The sequence below is a fragment of the Vibrio sp. SCSIO 43140 genome, from assembly GCF_023716585.1.
Taxonomy (GTDB): Bacteria; Pseudomonadota; Gammaproteobacteria; order Enterobacterales; family Vibrionaceae; genus Vibrio; species Vibrio maritimus_B.
In genome coordinates this window covers 520,460-537,989 of sequence record NZ_CP071851.1, presented here as the reverse complement: position 1 = coordinate 537,989, position 17,530 = coordinate 520,460, and the positions used below count along the sequence as shown (strand labels likewise).

At 45.8% G+C, this 17,530-nt stretch carries 14 protein-coding genes and 1 pseudogene; 8 read left to right on the top strand and 7 right to left on the bottom strand.

All coding sequences use genetic code 11. From position 1 onward, the window contains the following. Positions 1 to 139 precede the first annotated feature (139 nt). The 5 genes from pyrC (at position 140) to J4N45_RS20935 (ending at position 5,004) form a co-directional block, all read left to right on the top strand. A complete protein-coding gene (gene pyrC, locus J4N45_RS20955) occupies positions 140 to 1,168 on the top strand; it encodes a dihydroorotase (protein WP_234497102.1) in 1,029 nt (342 codons plus the stop codon). 450 nt (positions 1,169 to 1,618) lie between these two features. After that, the gene (locus tag J4N45_RS20950) at positions 1,619 to 1,927 is read left to right on the top strand and encodes a DUF1289 domain-containing protein (protein ID WP_042471815.1); all 309 of its coding nucleotides are present in this window, start codon (positions 1,619 to 1,621) and stop codon (positions 1,925 to 1,927) included. Positions 1,928 to 2,006: 79 nt separating this feature from the next. Next, positions 2,007 to 2,441 (top strand): acyl-CoA thioesterase, encoded by a 435-nt coding sequence (locus tag J4N45_RS20945; RefSeq protein ID WP_252016714.1) that lies wholly within the window; start codon positions 2,007 to 2,009, stop codon positions 2,439 to 2,441. Between the two features lie 128 nt (positions 2,442 to 2,569). Next, positions 2,570 to 3,490, top strand: coding sequence for a M14 family metallopeptidase (locus J4N45_RS20940; protein ID WP_252017273.1), 921 nt, complete (start codon positions 2,570 to 2,572; stop codon positions 3,488 to 3,490). Between the two features lie 194 nt (positions 3,491 to 3,684). Beyond that, the gene (locus J4N45_RS20935) at positions 3,685 to 5,004 is read left to right on the top strand and encodes a BamA/TamA family outer membrane protein (RefSeq protein ID WP_252016712.1); all 1,320 of its coding nucleotides are present in this window, start codon (positions 3,685 to 3,687) and stop codon (positions 5,002 to 5,004) included. A gap of 171 nt (positions 5,005 to 5,175) precedes the next feature. Here J4N45_RS20935 and galK read toward each other — a convergent pair. The 5 genes and pseudogenes from galK to J4N45_RS20910 form a co-directional block, all read right to left on the bottom strand. Continuing rightward, positions 5,176 to 6,327: pseudogene (gene galK / locus J4N45_RS20930) on the bottom strand (galactokinase). Positions 6,328 to 6,420: 93 nt separating this feature from the next. Beyond that, the gene (locus J4N45_RS20925) at positions 6,421 to 7,473 is read right to left on the bottom strand and encodes a UDP-glucose--hexose-1-phosphate uridylyltransferase (protein WP_252016710.1); all 1,053 of its coding nucleotides are present in this window, start codon (positions 7,471 to 7,473) and stop codon (positions 6,421 to 6,423) included. Between the two features lie 106 nt (positions 7,474 to 7,579). Continuing rightward, positions 7,580 to 8,590, bottom strand: coding sequence for a UDP-glucose 4-epimerase GalE (gene galE / locus J4N45_RS20920; protein WP_252016708.1), 1,011 nt, complete (start codon positions 8,588 to 8,590; stop codon positions 7,580 to 7,582). Between the two features lie 124 nt (positions 8,591 to 8,714). After that, on the bottom strand, positions 8,715 to 10,487 hold the full coding sequence (locus tag J4N45_RS20915) for a solute:sodium symporter family transporter (protein ID WP_252016706.1): 1,773 nt from the start codon (positions 10,485 to 10,487) through the stop codon (positions 8,715 to 8,717). 102 nt (positions 10,488 to 10,589) lie between these two features. Further along, the gene (locus tag J4N45_RS20910; protein WP_252016704.1) at positions 10,590 to 12,692 is read right to left on the bottom strand and encodes an alpha-galactosidase; all 2,103 of its coding nucleotides are present in this window, start codon (positions 12,690 to 12,692) and stop codon (positions 10,590 to 10,592) included. A 221-nt stretch (positions 12,693 to 12,913) separates the two neighbouring features. Between J4N45_RS20910 and J4N45_RS20905 the strand changes: the two genes are divergently transcribed. The 3 genes from J4N45_RS20905 to J4N45_RS20895 all read left to right on the top strand — a co-directional run bounded on the left by J4N45_RS20905 (position 12,914) and on the right by J4N45_RS20895 (position 16,439). Beyond that, a complete protein-coding gene (locus J4N45_RS20905; RefSeq protein WP_252016701.1) occupies positions 12,914 to 13,996 on the top strand; it encodes a LacI family DNA-binding transcriptional regulator in 1,083 nt (360 codons plus the stop codon). A gap of 266 nt (positions 13,997 to 14,262) precedes the next feature. Beyond that, the gene (yiaY, locus tag J4N45_RS20900) at positions 14,263 to 15,411 is read left to right on the top strand and encodes an L-threonine dehydrogenase (RefSeq protein WP_252016699.1); all 1,149 of its coding nucleotides are present in this window, start codon (positions 14,263 to 14,265) and stop codon (positions 15,409 to 15,411) included. Positions 15,412 to 15,581: 170 nt separating this feature from the next. After that, complete coding sequence (locus J4N45_RS20895; RefSeq protein ID WP_252016698.1) at positions 15,582 to 16,439, top strand: AraC family transcriptional regulator; 858 nt, start codon at positions 15,582 to 15,584, stop codon at positions 16,437 to 16,439. 23 nt (positions 16,440 to 16,462) lie between these two features. On the opposite strand, the gene J4N45_RS20890 is transcribed toward J4N45_RS20895, so the two are convergent. After that, positions 16,463 to 16,642 (bottom strand): hypothetical protein, encoded by a 180-nt coding sequence (locus J4N45_RS20890; protein ID WP_128648693.1) that lies wholly within the window; start codon positions 16,640 to 16,642, stop codon positions 16,463 to 16,465. 12 nt (positions 16,643 to 16,654) lie between these two features. Beyond that, positions 16,655 to 17,380: a hypothetical protein gene (locus tag J4N45_RS20885; RefSeq protein ID WP_252016696.1), complete on the bottom strand. Its 726-nt coding sequence runs from the start codon at positions 17,378 to 17,380 to the stop codon at positions 16,655 to 16,657. Positions 17,381 to 17,530 lie beyond the last annotated feature (150 nt).

The following is a 17,530-nucleotide window of genomic DNA, read 5'->3' as shown; positions in this document are numbered from 1 at the left end:
CTCAATGTCCCAGAAACATAGTGAAATCTTGCTCGTTTTCCTCTATCATCCTGTCGCCTAAACGTAAGCGATTGCATTCACATTTTTCGCTGCTGTTTAGGCTCCGTTTCAAGAAGAATCTAACTTGGTGGGAGCCCAAATGACTACATTGACTATTACTCGTCCTGACGACTGGCACGTACACCTTCGTGACGGCGATGTTCTTAAAGATACTGTTCGCGATATCAGCCGCTACAATGGTCGCGCACTGATCATGCCAAACACTATCCCACCTGTCATCGATACCGAAATGGCGCTAGCGTATAAAGAGCGCATCATGGCTGAGAAGCCTTCTGAACAGTTTGAGCCTTTGATGGCCCTTTACCTGACTGACAACACCACTCCAGATGAGATTCGCAAAGCAAAAGCGTCTGGTGCAGTAGTGGCGGCAAAACTCTATCCTGCGGGCGCAACAACAAACTCTGATTCTGGCGTAACGTCAGCGAAGAACATCTACCACGTTCTAGAGGCGATGGAAGAAGTGGGCATGCTACTGCTGGTCCACGGTGAAGTAACCACTCACGAAGTTGATATCTTCGACCGCGAGAAAGAGTTCCTAGACACAGTGCTTGCACCTATCGTCAATGACTTCCCTAACCTTAAGATTGTTTTAGAGCACATCACAACGGCGGATGCGGCGAACTTTGTTAAGAACGCGAATGAGAATGTGGCAGCGACTATCACGGCGCATCACCTTCTTTACAACCGCAACCACATGTTAGTTGGCGGTATCAAACCGCACTTCTATTGCCTACCAATTCTTAAGCGCGGAACCCACCAGCAAGCGCTGATTGAAGCGGCTACAAGTGGTAGCAAGAAGTTCTTCCTAGGTACTGACTCAGCACCTCATGCAAAAGGCAAAAAAGAAGCAGCATGTGGTTGTGCGGGCTCTTACACAGCTCACGCTGCCGTTGAACTCTATGCTGAAGTATTTGAGCAAGAAGGCAAACTAGAAAACCTAGAGGGCTTTGCTAGCCACAATGGTCCTGATTTCTATGGTCTGCCTCGCAACACTGATACCGTTACTCTAGAGAAAGCAGAGTGGAACGTACCAGAAACTATGCCATTTGGTAGCGACATTGTTGTGCCAATTCGCGGCGGCGAGACCGTAAACTGGAAGGTTAAATAACCATAGTAAGCTCTGTTTAGCAACGCCCTAATTAGTAACAGGCCGATCAATAAGGCTCCCTAAGTAATGATGGGAGCCTTTGTTTTATTAGAACACCCAAAAGTTCGAAGCTAAGGGCAACAGCAAGGCTTGTAGAAAGACGATAAGTTTCGTGTTTTGATTTTGCATTCGCACCAAGAATGGTGATAAAACGAAGATTGATAGGCAGATGAGCGTTAAGGTTCGACAATCAAAATACAACCAAAGCGCTAAATAGCAGCCTAACAGCGTGAGCTCTGCGTTGGAAAATGCAAGCTTACTGGCCAAAGCAAGAATAAAGATGATGCCGACCAACAGAAAGAGTGTATTCATTGATTTTTTTGTTAATGATAATTATTTGCAATTGATTCTAACTCTCAGTTAATCGATGCGCAACCTATTGAATCAATAACTATGTCCCAAGAAGTCGTAATCGTTACGCCGTGCCGTGCGGCCTGTAAAAATGATGGTGGTATCTGTAGCGGCTGCTACAGAACAATGGAAGAACTCTCTGAATGGCGCTTTCTAGACAATGAGCAGCGCCAAGACAAAGTCGACCAACTTTCGGGTGAGCAGTCGACCCACCAGTGCCAACAATGTGGCGAACCCGCCTATTGTGATATCTCGGCAGGTAAATCAACTTGTTGGTGTTTCGAGCTAGAGAAGCGTGATACATCCGAGCTTGAAAAGTCGGCAACCTGTTTATGCCGAAAGTGTTTAAGCAAGTTACCGCTCAAATAATGTCACCCTTCTAGGTTGTTGCAACATTGTTAATTCTCAAATAGAGTAAAAGCCCCACTTAAGAAGGATTAACTACAATATGGAACAGCTCTTAGAAGGCTTCCCAGTCGTCACCGTAATTCCGGTGGCTTGGGGAGAGATGGATGCCCTCAATCACGTGAACAACGCGGTTTACTTTCGATACTTTGAAACCGCTCGACTCGACTATTTCAGTCATATCCATCTAATGGAAGATATGGCAGTCACCAATATTGGTCCTGTCCTTGGTGATACGTATTGTCGCTATAAACTTCCGATCACCTACCCCGACACTCTTTTGGTTGGCTCACGAATTACGGATGTGAAAGATGATCGTTTCACGATGGAGTATCAGATCGTCAGTAAGAAACTGCAGAAAGTGACGACAATTGGTCATGCAACTATCGTCATGTTCAATTTTGGCACAAACAAAAAAGCCAATCTTTCCGAAACCTTGCTCCAAGCAATTGCAACTACTCGTGAGTCTGTCGCTTAAATAATCATTATTTTGGAGGACTCCCCTGCTCCTCCAAAATTTTGTCACAATCTTCACCTGTCTTCGATTGCTACTCACCCTCTTCAAAGCTATGCTTTCTCGCACATTAGATGTTGAGAATGGAAACCATGCAAAATAGCTTTCAATACCCAATCGGCACACCCGGTCAAAAATGGACAGACAAAGAAGTACAACAATGGCGTGAATCGACTTTGGTAAAACGACTCTACAGTGAAGACGTACTGCCAAAGATCGATGCACTTCGCGATACGCTTGAGGTCGTTCAGTACGGTGCACTGTCATACGACGAACAGCGTTTTCCTTTGTTCGCATTAAAGACTAAGACTTGGGACCCGAACAAGCCTACCATATTGGTTACTGGTGGTGTTCATGGCTACGAGACGTCGGGCGTTCACGGTGCACTTCAGTTCGCCAAAGAGAACATCCACAGCTATGAAGATATTTTCAACATCGTCGTTGCACCTTGTGTGAGCCCTTGGGGTTACGAGACCATCAACCGCTGGAACCCTAACGCAGTCGATCCAAACCGCTCGTTCTATAAAGATTCACCTGCAGAAGAATCTGCTAATGTGATGGCATTCGTCGAGTCGTTAGACACAGAGGTTTGGGCTCACGTCGATCTTCATGAAACCACAGACACCGATGAGAGCGAGTTCCGCCCTGCCCTTGCAGCCCGTGATGGTCTTGATTACATCGAAGATAATGTTCCAGACGGCTTCTATCTAGTGGGCAATACTGAAAAGCCTGCTGAAGCTTTCCAAAAAACCATCATAGGTTATGTCGAGAAGGTTACGCACATCGCCCCGGCTGACAGCAAGGGTAAGATCATCGGCTCAGATGTGGTCCAGCATGGTGTAATCAATTACCCTCTCAAAAAGCTTAGCTTGTGCACGGGCATGACTGACTGTGAATACTCAACCACAACTGAAGTCTACCCAGACAGTCCTAAAGTCACAGACAAAGAATGTAATGATGCTCAAGTAGCAGCGGTTGTTGGTGCGTTAGAGTATTTGAAGAAAGTACTTTAAACCAAATCGTAAATCTAATTCATAAAGCCCAAGCCTCACGCTTGGGTTTTCTGCATTTGACGAACAAAACACCTTCTTTTGTAAATCTCTCACCAAAAAACCGACAAAGTCACTTTTAGTTATTTTCTCGCATCAAAAATAACGCTAGGCTATAGAGATAATTACAATCATAAGTACAAGGAAGTCGTCTTCTTATGAGCTTTCGCAGAGGTTTAGCGGTTGTTACCGCTTTGACTTGTTCCATAACTACATCCGTGGTTGAGGCAGCGACCCCTACTAGCGTCAAATCGCGCATTGACCGCCAAGAAACACCTGACCAAATCCGTGAGTCTATGGTTCTTCCTTACCTATTTAGCACGGAGACCATGGGGTTAAACGTTGGTGTGGGCGGTATGATCAAAGGTATCCACCAAGATCAGATGACCATAGGTGGAACCGTGTTTGGTGGCGAAACCAGTCACGCTATAGCCGGCGGTGTATGGAACTACATGATTCCAGGAACCGAGCGGGTATTTTTAAGTGCTTATGGTATGTTTGGTTACTACCCTCAGCAACGCGCCTACACAACGGGCCCAGAGACTTACCCCCCTGGCTCACCCTTACCAGGCAGTAATGAATCATCCAACACCCAGTTTTTCCAAGCCGATGGCGCCTCTAACTGGTTCGACATAAAAATGGAGTATGTGCTACCAATTGGTACGACTAGAAATGACGGTCGTGTAGACTATAAAATTCGTAACGGCTTGCTCGTTTCTGAGCCTTCTGGCGGTAAAGAATGGAACCCGCTGGAAAGTGGTTCAACGATATTCGTAGCGCGTCAGTTCAACCGATATCAGTCGTTCGAGTTTAACGAAGGTAAGCTTGATGGCACCATTCACGCCATGGAGTTCGGCCTGCTTTACGATAATACCGATTTCGCACCCAACCCCTCGTATGGTAGTCGACAGTATGTCGCCACCTCTCACGACTGGGGCTGGTTTGAGTCTAAAAAGCAATGGTCTTTCCATGAGTTAGACATGAGCAAGTACTTCTCTCTTGGTAAGTCTGACTGGGCTTCCCAGCGCGTTATTGCGTTAAACTTATGGACAGGTGTGTCGCCGACTTGGGAAGTGAACACTGACGCTCAAGGCAACCGTCGTGTGGAAGGCAATCCACCTTATAACGAAGGCGCTACACTTGGCGGCTTCACCCGCTTGAGAGGCTACGACAACAACCGTTTCCACGATAAGGCCGTGCTCTATGGCGCAGCAGAATATCGTTACACCCTTGCCTATAACCCACTTAAGAATGTGTCATGGCTTAACTTCCTGCGTGTAGACTGGATACAACTCGTAGGCTTTGTAGAAGTCGGTCGAGTTGGGTCGTCTTATACAGCGAATGAACTGCTTACTGATCTTAAATATGATGCCGGTGGCTCAGTTCGCGCGTTAATGGCAGGCTTGGTGGTGCGCGCAGATTTGGCGAAATCACCTGAGAGTACGAACTTTTGGATCATGGTTGATCATCCCTTCTAATTGTCGAAAACCAATGCCATTTGATTAAGTAGAATGTAAAGGACTAGCTCACATATATAAAGCCGTCATTAGGTGGCCAAGTTTACTTGGCCACGATTCTACGAATCACGCAGTTGACAGTCAGTTGACTGCTTCTTCTAGTTTGCTCTGAAGCTGCGTCTTAAGGCTAATTTAAACTAAATTCGCCCCTGATTTAGCCTGACATACATAAATCGACTCCTTCAGGCCAGTTAAAGCTTCATATTTGTTTTCCACTGTAGCTATTACTGGATCAACCAAATGTATTGGCACTAGGGCTACTATACACCCTCCGAAACCACCGCCAGTCATACGAACGCCACCTTGCTCACCAACGACCTCTTTGACCATATCAACCAGGACATCAATTTCTCTTACTGTAATTTCGAAGTCATCCCTCATTGACGCATGCGACTCTGCCATCAGTTGTCCCATTCGCTTCATGTCACCAACCGAAAGAGCGCTTGCCGCTTCAAGGGTTCGGGCATTCTCAGTAATCACATGCCTTGCTCGTTTGGCAGCAGTTTCATCAAGGTCATTGGTGACACTATAAAGTTGCTCAATCGTCGCGTCACGCAGTGCGCTGACGCCAATTACTCGGGCTGCTTCTTCGCATTGTACGCGGCGAGTATTGTATTCACTATCTACCAAGCCACGTTTTCTATTAGAGTTAATAATCACAACAGAAATATTGTTTGGCATTGAAATCGCTTTAGTTTCTAAGGTTCTGCAATCCAATAACATTGCATGATTTTCACGCCCTTCTGCTGAAATCATCTGATCCATAATGCCACACTTACAGCCAACAAATTCATTCTCCGCTTGTTGACCATTTAGTGCTATCTCAGCCTGACTTATTTCAAGGTTGTAGAGCACCTTAAAAGTCTGGCCAATCACCACTTCTAGTGCGGCTGATGAGCTTAGGCCCGCACCCTGCGGAACATTACCACTCACAGAAATATCAGCGCCGCCCAATTCATAACCACGACCAATCAGGCACTTCACTACACCGCGAATATAGTTCGCCCATACTTTGTCTTTTTGGAAAGCAATTTCTTTTATGATATCAAACGTATCGACTACATTGCCGTTATCGACAGAAATAACACGAACAGTATTGTCGTCTCGCTTCGCCGCCGCTACAACAGTCTTGTAGTTAATCGCACAAGGCAGAACGAAACCATCGTTGTAATCGGTGTGTTCACCAATCAGGTTCACACGACCTGGCGCTTGCACGATATGTGTTGGTAGGTAGTTAAATACTTCGTTGAAAGATGCTCTAACATTTTAAATTAGATCAGACATAGTAAATTCTCAAACTATTTATCAGTTGATAGCAGCTGAAAACCTAAAGCCACTATTATTATGTTCTTCGTTACCTCTGTTACAACATAGAGGTTATTGCTCTTTGTAATGCACATCACTAACCTCGCGAAGGCGCTGAGTCGCTTGCTCAGCAGTTAGGTCACGTTGAGACTCTGCAAGCATCTCGTAGCCCACCATAAACTTACGTACCGTTGCGCTACGTAGTAATGGCGGATAGAACAGTGCATGCAGCTGCCAATGGTCGATATCCGTACCTTCGTCGAAGAACGGAGCGTAGTGCCAGCCCATAGAATAAGGAAATGAGCATTGGAATAGATTGTCGTAACGACTCGTCAGTTTCTTGATAGCAACCGATAAATCATCACGCTGATCGTCAGTCAGTTCACTCATGCGACGAATATGTGTTTTTGGTAAAAGCATTGTTTCAAAAGGCCATGCAGCCCAATACGGCACTACCGCAATCCAATATTCTGTTTCGACTACCGTACGAGACCCATCTTCTATTTCAGCCCGCACATAATCTACGAGTAAGTTCGAGCCTTGCTCTTGGAAGTACTCTTTTAGCAGTCTGTCTTTACGTTCAATTTCATTCGGTAGGAAACTGTTTGCCCAGATCTGACCGTGTGGGTGAGGCTGAGAACAGCCCATAGTTTCTCCCTTATTCTCAAACGCTTGAACCCAAAGATAATCTTTACCTAACTCTTCTATCTGCTCGTTCCAGGTATCAATTACACCGCGAATTTTAGTGACAGATAGTTCTGGGAGTGTTTTGCTGTGATCTGGCGAGAAACAGATCACACGGCTAAGGCCGCGTACGCCTTGAGTTTTAAATATTGGATTATCAGATTTAGGCGCATCCGGTGTGTTGGGCATTAATGCAGCAAAATCATTACTGAACACATATGTGCCTTTGTAATCTGGGTTCTCATCGCCAGATATACGCGTGTTACTTGGACATAAGAAACACTCTTTATCATAAGCTGGTAGCGCTTCGGTAAAAGGTTTTTCGTCTTGACCACTCCAGGGGCGCTTCGCGCGATGAGGAGAAACTAAAACCCACTGACCTGTCAGAGGATTATAGCGACGGTGTGGATGATCCACTGGATTAAATTCAGTATTAGACATTGAGAACTCTTTTATAACGTCAGTCCAATGCACCTATTTCTTCGCCTTGGAGATTGATTTGTGTTAAAGGTCCCTGCACGTATGCTAACTGCAGGGTAGATGATAGTTAGTAGCCATTAGGATTGTTTGACTGCCAGTTCCACGTGTCAGCAGTCATCGCGTCAATACTTCGTGTTGCTTTCCACCCAAGGTCTCGCTCCGCTTTTTCTGTACTTGCCCAGCACTCTGCAATATCACCTGGACGACGAGGACAGATCTCATAGGGAACCGGACTACCACACGCTTTGCCAAAGGCTTCAACCATATCAAGTACACTTGAGCCCTTACCCGTACCCAAGTTGTAAATGTGTATACCAGCCCTTGCTCCCAACGCAGTCAAAGCAGCTACGTGGCCATCAGCAAGGTCCATGACATGAATATAGTCTCGAACTCCAGTACCATCTGGCGTTGAGTAATCGTCGCCATATATGGAGAGTTTTTCACGACGACCAACAGCAACCTGCGCGATAAATGGCATCAGGTTATTTGGGATACCTTGAGGATCTTCACCCATAGTGCCCGATGGATGAGCACCCACTGGGTTGAAATATCGCAGTAAGGTGATGCTCCAGTCGTTTTCTGCATGGAACAGATCAGATAAGCACTGTTCAACCATGTATTTGCTGCGACCGTATGGGTTGGTTGTTGCGCCTGTTGGCGCATCTTCAGCAATAGGAATCACCTCTGGATCGCCATAAACCGTTGCAGAAGAGCTAAACACAATGCTTGTCACACCAGCTTTACGCATTGAGCGTGCAAGGACAAGGGAGCCATTTACATTATTGTCGTAATAGTCCAGTGGCTTTGCGACTGACTCACCTACCGATTTGAGACCAGCAAAATGAATCACCGCTTGAATATTGTGATTAGCGAATACTCGGTCAAGTAGCACCTCATCTCGAATATCGCCTTCAACGAATTTAGGTCTCACCTGAGTAAGAGCTTCGATACGTTTGAGTACTTCTTCCTTACTGTTACAAAGTTTGTCTAAAATTACAGGTGTCATACCTGCTTCTATCATTTGCACACAGGTGTGACTGCCTATGTAACCCATGCCTCCGGTGACCAATACTTCCACGTTGAATCTCCCAATTTAATTCTTTCATTAAACAAATACGTTAACGTTAGTGCTGAAGTAATGCCCGTTACCACCAACGGTAGACAATAAATAGGTAACGGGCTTTTTGAGGAAATGCGTTTTGTTAACGCGCTTCTTGTGTTTTTAATTGCGCTATTTTTGCTTGCTTCTTCTTGATACGAGCAAACAGACCACCCAAAATTACGATGCCACACAGTGCGTAAGTCACCATGAATGAAGTGTCACCCGCGACAAGGCCTAAATCAGAGAACGTGATATACGCGCCAAGTACCATGTACAAAATCACTGCAGAAGCTTCGAAGCGGAACTCCCAAGGTTTGATATCCATCGCTTCGTTTACTGGTAGAACGTAGTCCGTATCACGAGGGCGAACCTTACCAATCGCCAGCATGATGCCGCTACACACAACGAACAGTACCGCTAGTTGGTGGAAGAAATGAAGTTCCGCCAATGGCTTTAGTGGACCTAGATAATCGTGCATTGCAGCTGGTGTGAACTGCACAATACCGTAAGCCATTACGAAGACTGCCAGTGACACTTTCGCCGCCAGCGCTGGAACACGCTTGGTGATGTAGCCCATGAATACGATAGTGAAGATTGGCACACTGAATAGACCAGCCAGACGTTGTAGCAAATCGAACAGACCGTTAGGCGCAAACATGATGAACGGTGCAATACCCACAGACAGGATTGCGATGAACAGACCAAACGAGCGCCCCTTGTTTACTAACTGTTCATCAGAAAGCTTGTTCTCTTTGTCAAACAATGGCTTGTAAACGTTAAGAGTAAATAGCGTTGTTGATGAGTTCAGTACGCCATTAAACGTCGATAAGATTGCACCAAACATCGCTGCTAGGAAGAAACCAACCAGTGGTTTGGGCAGTACCTCGTTTACTAAACGAGTGTACATAGTATCTGCTTCGTAGCTCTGACCTGCTGCATCAGCGGTACCAAACATATGATAAGCAATGATGCCTGGGATGATTAGAAATAGAGGAGTGATAACCTTAACCGCACCCGCCAGAATTACACCCTTTTGACCTTCTTTTAGGTTCTTAGCACCAAGAGCTCGCTGGATGATTGCTTGATCCGTTCCCCAGTAATAGAGGTTTACTAACAGTAGGCCTGTAAACATTGTTGAAAACGGTACGTTTGGATCATCTTCTGCACCCACCGCTTGTAGCTTGTCCGTTGCATTAGTAGTAATGACATCGACACCTTCCATGAAGCTACCGTCACCAAGAACAATTAAACCGAAGATTGGGATCATAAGACCACCTACAATCAGGCCAACACCGTTTAGGGTATCTGCGATGACTACTGCTTTCAGGCCACCGTAAATCGCGTAGAACAGCCCAAGGAAACCGATGATTGATGCAATAAGCAAAATCGCTTGGAAACGGCTAATACCCAGCATAGTTTCTATATCGAAAATTCCACCAATAACCATTGCGCCTGCATACAGGGTATTTGGCAATAAGTTGATGATGTAGCTCAATAGAAATAGAACCGTAACAAACTGCTTAACAGACAGGTCGTAACGAGATTCTAAGAAATCTGGAATCGTTGTAATACCCTGCTTTAGGTAGCGTGGTACTAGGAAGAGAGCAATGATGATCAGTGTAATACCTGATGCAACTTCGTAGCCCATCACAGACATGTTTCCTTTAAACGACAGAGCGCTCATCCCAACAAAGCTGGTTGCAGAAAGGTTGGTTAGGATAAGTGAACTTGCAATAAGGCCACCCGTCAGGCTTCTACCTCCGAGGAAGAAACCATCTTTTGAATCATTTTTCTGATTCTTCACACGCGACCAGGTGAATAACACCACGAAGCCTGTGAAGAAAAAGAATGACAGTAGGATTGTCATTGGCATAATTTTGTCCTTACGTGTTGGATCTTAATATTAATTTTCGTGTTAAAGACAAGGATGCAAATCGACGTTATCATCGCATCCTTGCCATGTTTTCTTTGGTTCTTAGATTTTTTGTAGGTGTACGATCAACGCAGATTCAGGGTCTAGAATTGGTAGGGTTAAACCAATCTCTTTCAGGTTGTCGCCGCTCAGAATGAGTGTTTTGTCCAGCCACTTAGGACGCTGTTTCATTAATTGAAAACTGGTTTGTGGCATCTCGACTAACTTCACTTGATACTTCGAATGAACGTCGGCGCAACTAATGCGCAGTGGTGAAGGTAGTGCATGATCAGGCATCGCTAATTGGCAAACGGTGATCAGCATTTCATCATCGCTCTCTACACCATAAATGTTCTGATTCTTATCCGCAGGATCGATGCGGAAGCTGCGACCACCGTGTAATAGATGGCGATATTTTTTATGCAGGGCAATATAGCGAGAGAACGCCTCTTTCTCTTCCTTAGACTCTTTAACAGGGTCAAGCTCAACGCCCATGTGACCACCCAATGCTGTTACACCGCGCATGTTGATACCGTGACGGCGATTAGTAGAGTGACATTCGTAAGGGCCGATATGAGCTCCCATCACTTCCGGCGGGAAGAAGTAACTCATGCCTTTCTGAATCGCTTGGCGCTCAAGCGCATCGTTACAATCCGACGCCCAGAAACGCTGGGTGCGCTTAAGGATTTCGAAGTCAATACGCCCACCACCTGAAGAACAAGATTCAACCTCGACTTCTGGGTGCGCTTTATTCAACTCATCCACTAAACGGTACAGTGCGTGTGTTTGACCATGTACAGCAGGACGACCTTGATGGCCAGGCTGAACCAACTCTCGGTTCATATCCCACTTGAGGTAAGTAATGTTGTAGCGAGTCAGCAGTTCATTAAGACGTTCAAACAAGTAGTTGAAACAATCTTCGTTCTGTAGATCAAGTACGTACTGCCAGCGACCTGATGGTTGATGATACCCTTTTAGGCCTAGCACCCAATCAGGATGGTTACGGTATAAGTTCGAGTCTTGGCTCACCATTTCAGGCTCAACCCAAAGACCAAACTCCATACCTTGTTGGTTCACGTGAGCAATCACAGGCTCCAAACCATTGGGATATTTCATTTCATCTAGGTACCAATCACCCAGTGCTGCTCGCTCACCATCACGGCCGATGAACCAACCATCATCAATAATAAAGCGCTCTACGCCCATTTCAGCCGCTTCAGTTGCCATCTGCATTATGTAGTCAGGTTTATGGTCAAAGTAGATGCCTTCCCATGTATTTAGATGTACCGGGCGTGGCTTACTGACTGGAAACTTCACTATGTTCTCTCGGACAAACTGCTGGAAACGTTGTGAAATACCATTTAGACCTGAGTTGCTGTAACAACCGTACAGCCAAGGAGTTTGATACTCAGATCCCGGCTCAAGAATAGACTCCCCGGAGAGTAGAAGCTCACCGGCTTGAACGAAGCGGCGACCATCACTACGCACATCTGCACGCATCTGATGGTTGCCACTCCAACCAAGGTGAAAGCCCCACACCTGGCCAAGCTGTTCGCTAAAACCATTTGTCCCGAGAAATAGTCCTGGAAAGTTTTCATGTGATGTGCGGCCACGACGGTTCTCTTGCATGAAGCCGCCATGCTCGAATCGTTGACGCTGGGTTTGAAACTCATGACACCAGCGACCATGGAACGTCATTAGTTCGTTAGCGTGATTTGGCAAAGGTAGAGTGGAAGAGAGTTTACCTAGGTAATACTTACTATCACCTAAGTTTTTAACACTAACGCGCTTTTGAACCACGTCAGTATCAAAATTTAGCTTCAGTTCAACCGTCAACTCAAGCTTCGCAGTCTCGTCGGCCATAACAAATACTGCTTGGTTGTCTTCAACCTGAGTTGATGTCAGCTTGAACACGGGAGCCCAGTCATAACCATCACGGTGGCCTTCAATACCAGGGGCATTAAAGTGACCACTACCCAACTCGGGACAGAGTGATAGTGGTACATCAACGTCTAAACGAGCCTGAGAGATCGGACGCTCTGTCGATAGCAAAAGGTCTTCATCGATCTGCGCGATCTTTGCACCCCAATGAAGAATTTCTGGCACTCGGTCTGTTTTGATAATCAGACTGTGATTACAACTTTGTAGATGGACAAACTTACTCATGACCTGTTCAACCCTTCTGTTTCAAACGTAGTTTATTTTTTTGTTTTCGTAAACATTTAGTGAGCACCATCTTGCTCCGTTCAATCCAATTTTGTAGCCAAAATACGATTAAACGTGATCTAAATCCCATGCAAGAACGGTGTTATTTGCACTGGATCTCTTTGTTTTCGAAAACAATAATGTATGTTATTCAAGACATTTCTTACTTGGATTAAAACATCATGACCGTAACCTTCAAAGATGTGGCGAAACTGGCTGGCGTCTCAACTCAAACCGTTTCTCGTGTCACCAATGGATCAGAGAATGTGGCGGAAAAAACCAGAAAGAAGGTAAACCAAGCGATTAAGCAACTGGGCTACGTGCCAAATAAAGGTGCTCAGATGCTTAGCCGGGCAAAGTCGAAAAACATCGGTTTGGTTACGTTGGATATGGCGTTACATGGTGCAGCTTTGATTGCCAACGGTGTTCGCCACATGGCACATGACTTAGATTGCGGCACTGCTATCTCTGTCGTCTCTGAGCCGACACTAATCAATGTTCAAGAGGCAATCAGAGAGCTTATTGCTCAGCAGGTAGAAGGCGTAGTGCTTAATGTACCTCTAACTAGTGAAAATGCGCTGAAGCTTGAGGAGCAATTCCAAAGCCTCAAGCTGGTATTTATTGATGTTCCAGAAGCTACGCCAGTTCACTTCGTTCATGGCGCTCATGCTGAAGGGGCTGAACAAGCCGCTGCTCACCTAATTGAGCGAGGTCGAGATACTTTTTTGCTGATTACAGGCCCGAAAAACTCAAGCGCATCGCAAGTACGCCTAGAGAGCTGGTTAAAGATCATAAAGCAAGAGAACAAACAAATTGCTTGGCAGTACACTGGGGATTGGCAGGCACAAAGTGGTTACTTAGCGATACGTGAAGCCTTTGCTCAAAACAAACGGTTTGATGCGGTGTTGGTTGCCAGTGACCAAATGGCGCTTGGCGCATTGCGAGCCTTGTATGAACTGAACATTCGAGTGCCAGAACAAGTAGCCGTGGTGGGTTTTGATGGCATTGAAGACAGCGCATACTTCACTCCTCCGCTTACAACCATCAAACAGGATTTCGAAGAGATTGGCAGGCAAGCGATCCTTCAAGCAATGAAGCTTATCGAGCTTGGCATTCAACCGAACATCGAATTGCATCAGCACCATGTGCCTGTTGATTTAATTAAACGCAGAAGTAGCGACAAAAAAGAAACGTCCAGCTACAACAAACACAAAATTCAACAGCTTTTGCGTCAAGTAGAAGAGATGCTACCGAAAGACGCTTGACCTTTAGCTTGATTCGGATAAAGGGTAGTGAAGCATAGAGTTGGCTATCCAGTTACAACTACTCAGCTCTCTCTTCGACACGATCAAGCTAGCGCCCCCCTCATGATACAAATCAAGATTTTCAACTACTCTAAAAAACCGACTATTTCTGTAAAACTAGCGCTAGTTTGACCATTAACTCTATTGGTAGTCTGCAGTAAGAACATGAAGAAAGGTCGGTCTTACGACCCTGATTTGATAATTTTTAAAGTTAAACGAGGTAGAACATGTCTAACGCATTCTATATTCCATCTTTGAACCTTATGGGTGCTGGTTGCCTAGCTGACGCCGTGAAAACGATTGAAAGCCACGGTTTTCAAAAAGCCCTAATTGTGACAGATAACGTTCTAAACAAAATTGGTGCTGTGAATAAGCTAACAACGCTCCTAGATGAAGCGCAGGTTGCTGCTGTGGTTTATGACGAAACGAAACCAAACCCAACCATCGAGAACGTGAACGACGGTCTTGCTCTACTGAAAGAGCATGGTTGTGATTGCGTTATCTCATTCGGCGGCGGTTCACCACACGACTGTGCAAAAGGCATTGCGCTTCTTGCAACAAACGGCGGCGAAATCAAAGACTACGAAGGTGTAGACGTTTCCCAAAAGCCTCAACTTCCTCTTATTGCTATCAATACAACGGCGGGTACAGCATCAGAGATGACTCGCTTCTGCATCATCACTGACGAAGCTCGCCACATTAAGATGGCTATCGTGGATAAAAACGTCACGCCAATTATCTCTGTGAATGACCCAGAGCTAATGCTAGCGAAACCAGCTTCACTTACAGCAGCAACCGGTATGGACGCACTGACTCACGCTATCGAAGCGTACGTGTCTATCGCAGCAACACCTGTTACCGATGCATCCGCAATCAAAGCTATTGAAATGATTCAAGCTAACCTGCGTGAAGCGGTAGCAAACGGCGACAACCTTGAAGCACGTGACAACATGGCGTACGCGCAGTTTATGGCCGGTATGGCGTTTAACAATGCCTCACTTGGTTATGTTCACGCTATTGCTCACCAGTTGGGTGGTTTCTACGACCTGCCACACGGTGTTTGTAATGCAGTACTGCTGCCACACGTTCAACAGTACAACGCACAAGTTGCACCAGCACGCCTAGCTGACGTGGCTCGCGCGATGGGCGTGGACACAACTGGCATGAGCGATGAGCAAGCAGCAAATGCAGGTCTAGACGCTATCCGCCAGCTATCTAAAGACGTAAACATCCCAGCTGGTTTAGAAGAGCTTGGTGTTAAGCGCGACGATTTCGACGTACTTGCAGAAAACGCTCTGAAAGATGCGTGTGGCTTCACCAACCCGAAACAAGCAACCCATGACGAGATTGTTGGCATTCTAGCTGCGGCTCTATAACGCATATAGAAAGCTCTAGTTTCGAGTAAAATCCCAAAACTGCAGGTCAAACGTTTGCCTGCAGTTTTGTTTTATAAATGGCGAGGGTTTAACTAGCACAGATCAATGTCGTGCTATTTTCTCCTGTCTATTATGGGATTCACCACCGTAATAGGAGTAAAACGCCACACATGCACACGTTGAGCAACTTTAGTCGCATCGCAGAGCGAGAGTATGCATTGAACGCAGGTCAGATCAATTTACTCTATTACGATCTCCCGAAAGACTTTCACGACGAATATCGCTCCTATGAAGCCCCTCGCCTGTGCACCATCCTAGAGGGCACCAAATCGGTCAGAGTTAACCAATCTGAGGCATTTGATTATCAAAGTGATGAGTTCGTCTTATTGCCACCGAATTCAAACATTCACATGAAGATGCCGGAATACACCAAAGCCTTGGTGTACGAGTTCAATGAACCGCTCATCGAGAAGGTCGCGCAGCGAGTTTCTGACTGCCTAGAGTTCGACACCGCACAATCGTTAGATCCACAGAGCTTTGTCGTTAATCCCATTGAGAAGCGGGTTGACGCCCTGCATGAGAGAATGCAAGAAATTCTGCGTGAGCAAGAAGCTGGAATGGACTTTTTGATTGAACTCACGGGGCAAGAGTTAGTGTTTGAGCTACTTCGAAAAAACGCCTGTCACAGCATCATCAACGGCAATCAATCACACCCTATTAAGCGTGCTATCCGACTGATGAGCTCGCCAGAAGGCATGCAATTATCCCTGTCTCAAGTTGCAGAAGAGGTAGGATTGTCACTTTCCAGCTTCTCACAGAAGTTCAAATTGATGACGGAACAGAATCCTAAACAATACTTAACGCAGCTGCGCTTAAAAGCGGCAAAGCGTCATTTAACCTCGATGTCTGTTACCGACGCTGCCTATGAAACGGGCTATGACAATATCTCGCACTTTATTCGTTTATTTAAAACTGAGTTTGGGCAGACACCCAAGCAATTTCAACGCTCGATGACGCGCTTGAACTAAGTTTGTAAATAGAAAACGGCTCCCTAGGGAGCCGTTGTTTTACTTGATTCTTGCTCAGCCTCGTGAGCATTGCGCCTCGCTTTAGGTCCTAGTCTGCGAAACTCGAACCACAACCACATCGAGGCAGCGCCAATCAGGTAAGCCATGATAAAACTGCGATCATCCATGACACACATCGAGACGATTTCTAGTGTGTCTTCCACGATCTCACCTCATTAGAAGTAGTAGTTAGCTTGCAACCAACCTGTGGTGTCTTTCTTCATGTACTTAGTTTCAGCGGTATGTTCGACTTTAAAACCCACTGAGACCACGTCTGTAAGCATATAGCCACCACCAACTTCTACTTGAGGTACCCACTCTTTCGCCTGTTGGACGTACGTAGACTTAGGGTTGGCATATAACCAGTGACCCGCATCGAAAGCGTACATGCCGTAGAGACCAGCTTGGTAGACATTAGAATCAAACTTCTCGTTCTTCATGTGCAACTGTGCCTCACCAGGATTCCAGTTAACACCGAGCTCCTTCCAGTCAGCAGAGGTACGACCAACAGACAGCATCGGGAACAACATTATGTTATCAGTCACCTGAAACTTATAGATGAGACCCGCCAACGCTGTTGTGCTGTTGCGATCACCAAGCACATCTACACTAAAGCCCAAACCATCAGTTACATGGAAGTAACGAGCACGGTAGTTGTAGTCAATTTTATCGTCATACGTTTTTTTATCTGCTAGACCAAGATCAAGCTGAAAAATGTTGTTGCCCAAACCCAGCATACCGTTTATCTGAGTCGCGTCACCAGAGCGAGATACACCAAGCGTAGAGAATGAAGCAGTAGGATCGCCGTAGTTGATATCCTCAGCATCAGCTTGAGTAGAGTTTGACGCCCATGCGCCTGCAGTCAGCGCACAAAGCGCCATACTAAGTATCGTTTTTTTCATGATATTACCTAATCAAGAAAAGTCCGTTTAATTAGGTCATCCGTGGTCATTAAAGCCTATGGTCAAGTTGCCATGTGTATTGACGTTGTTTTCTTGCTCTGACTTTAGGGAGTTACTAGAAATGACTCAAAGCGGGTAATATTCAACTTT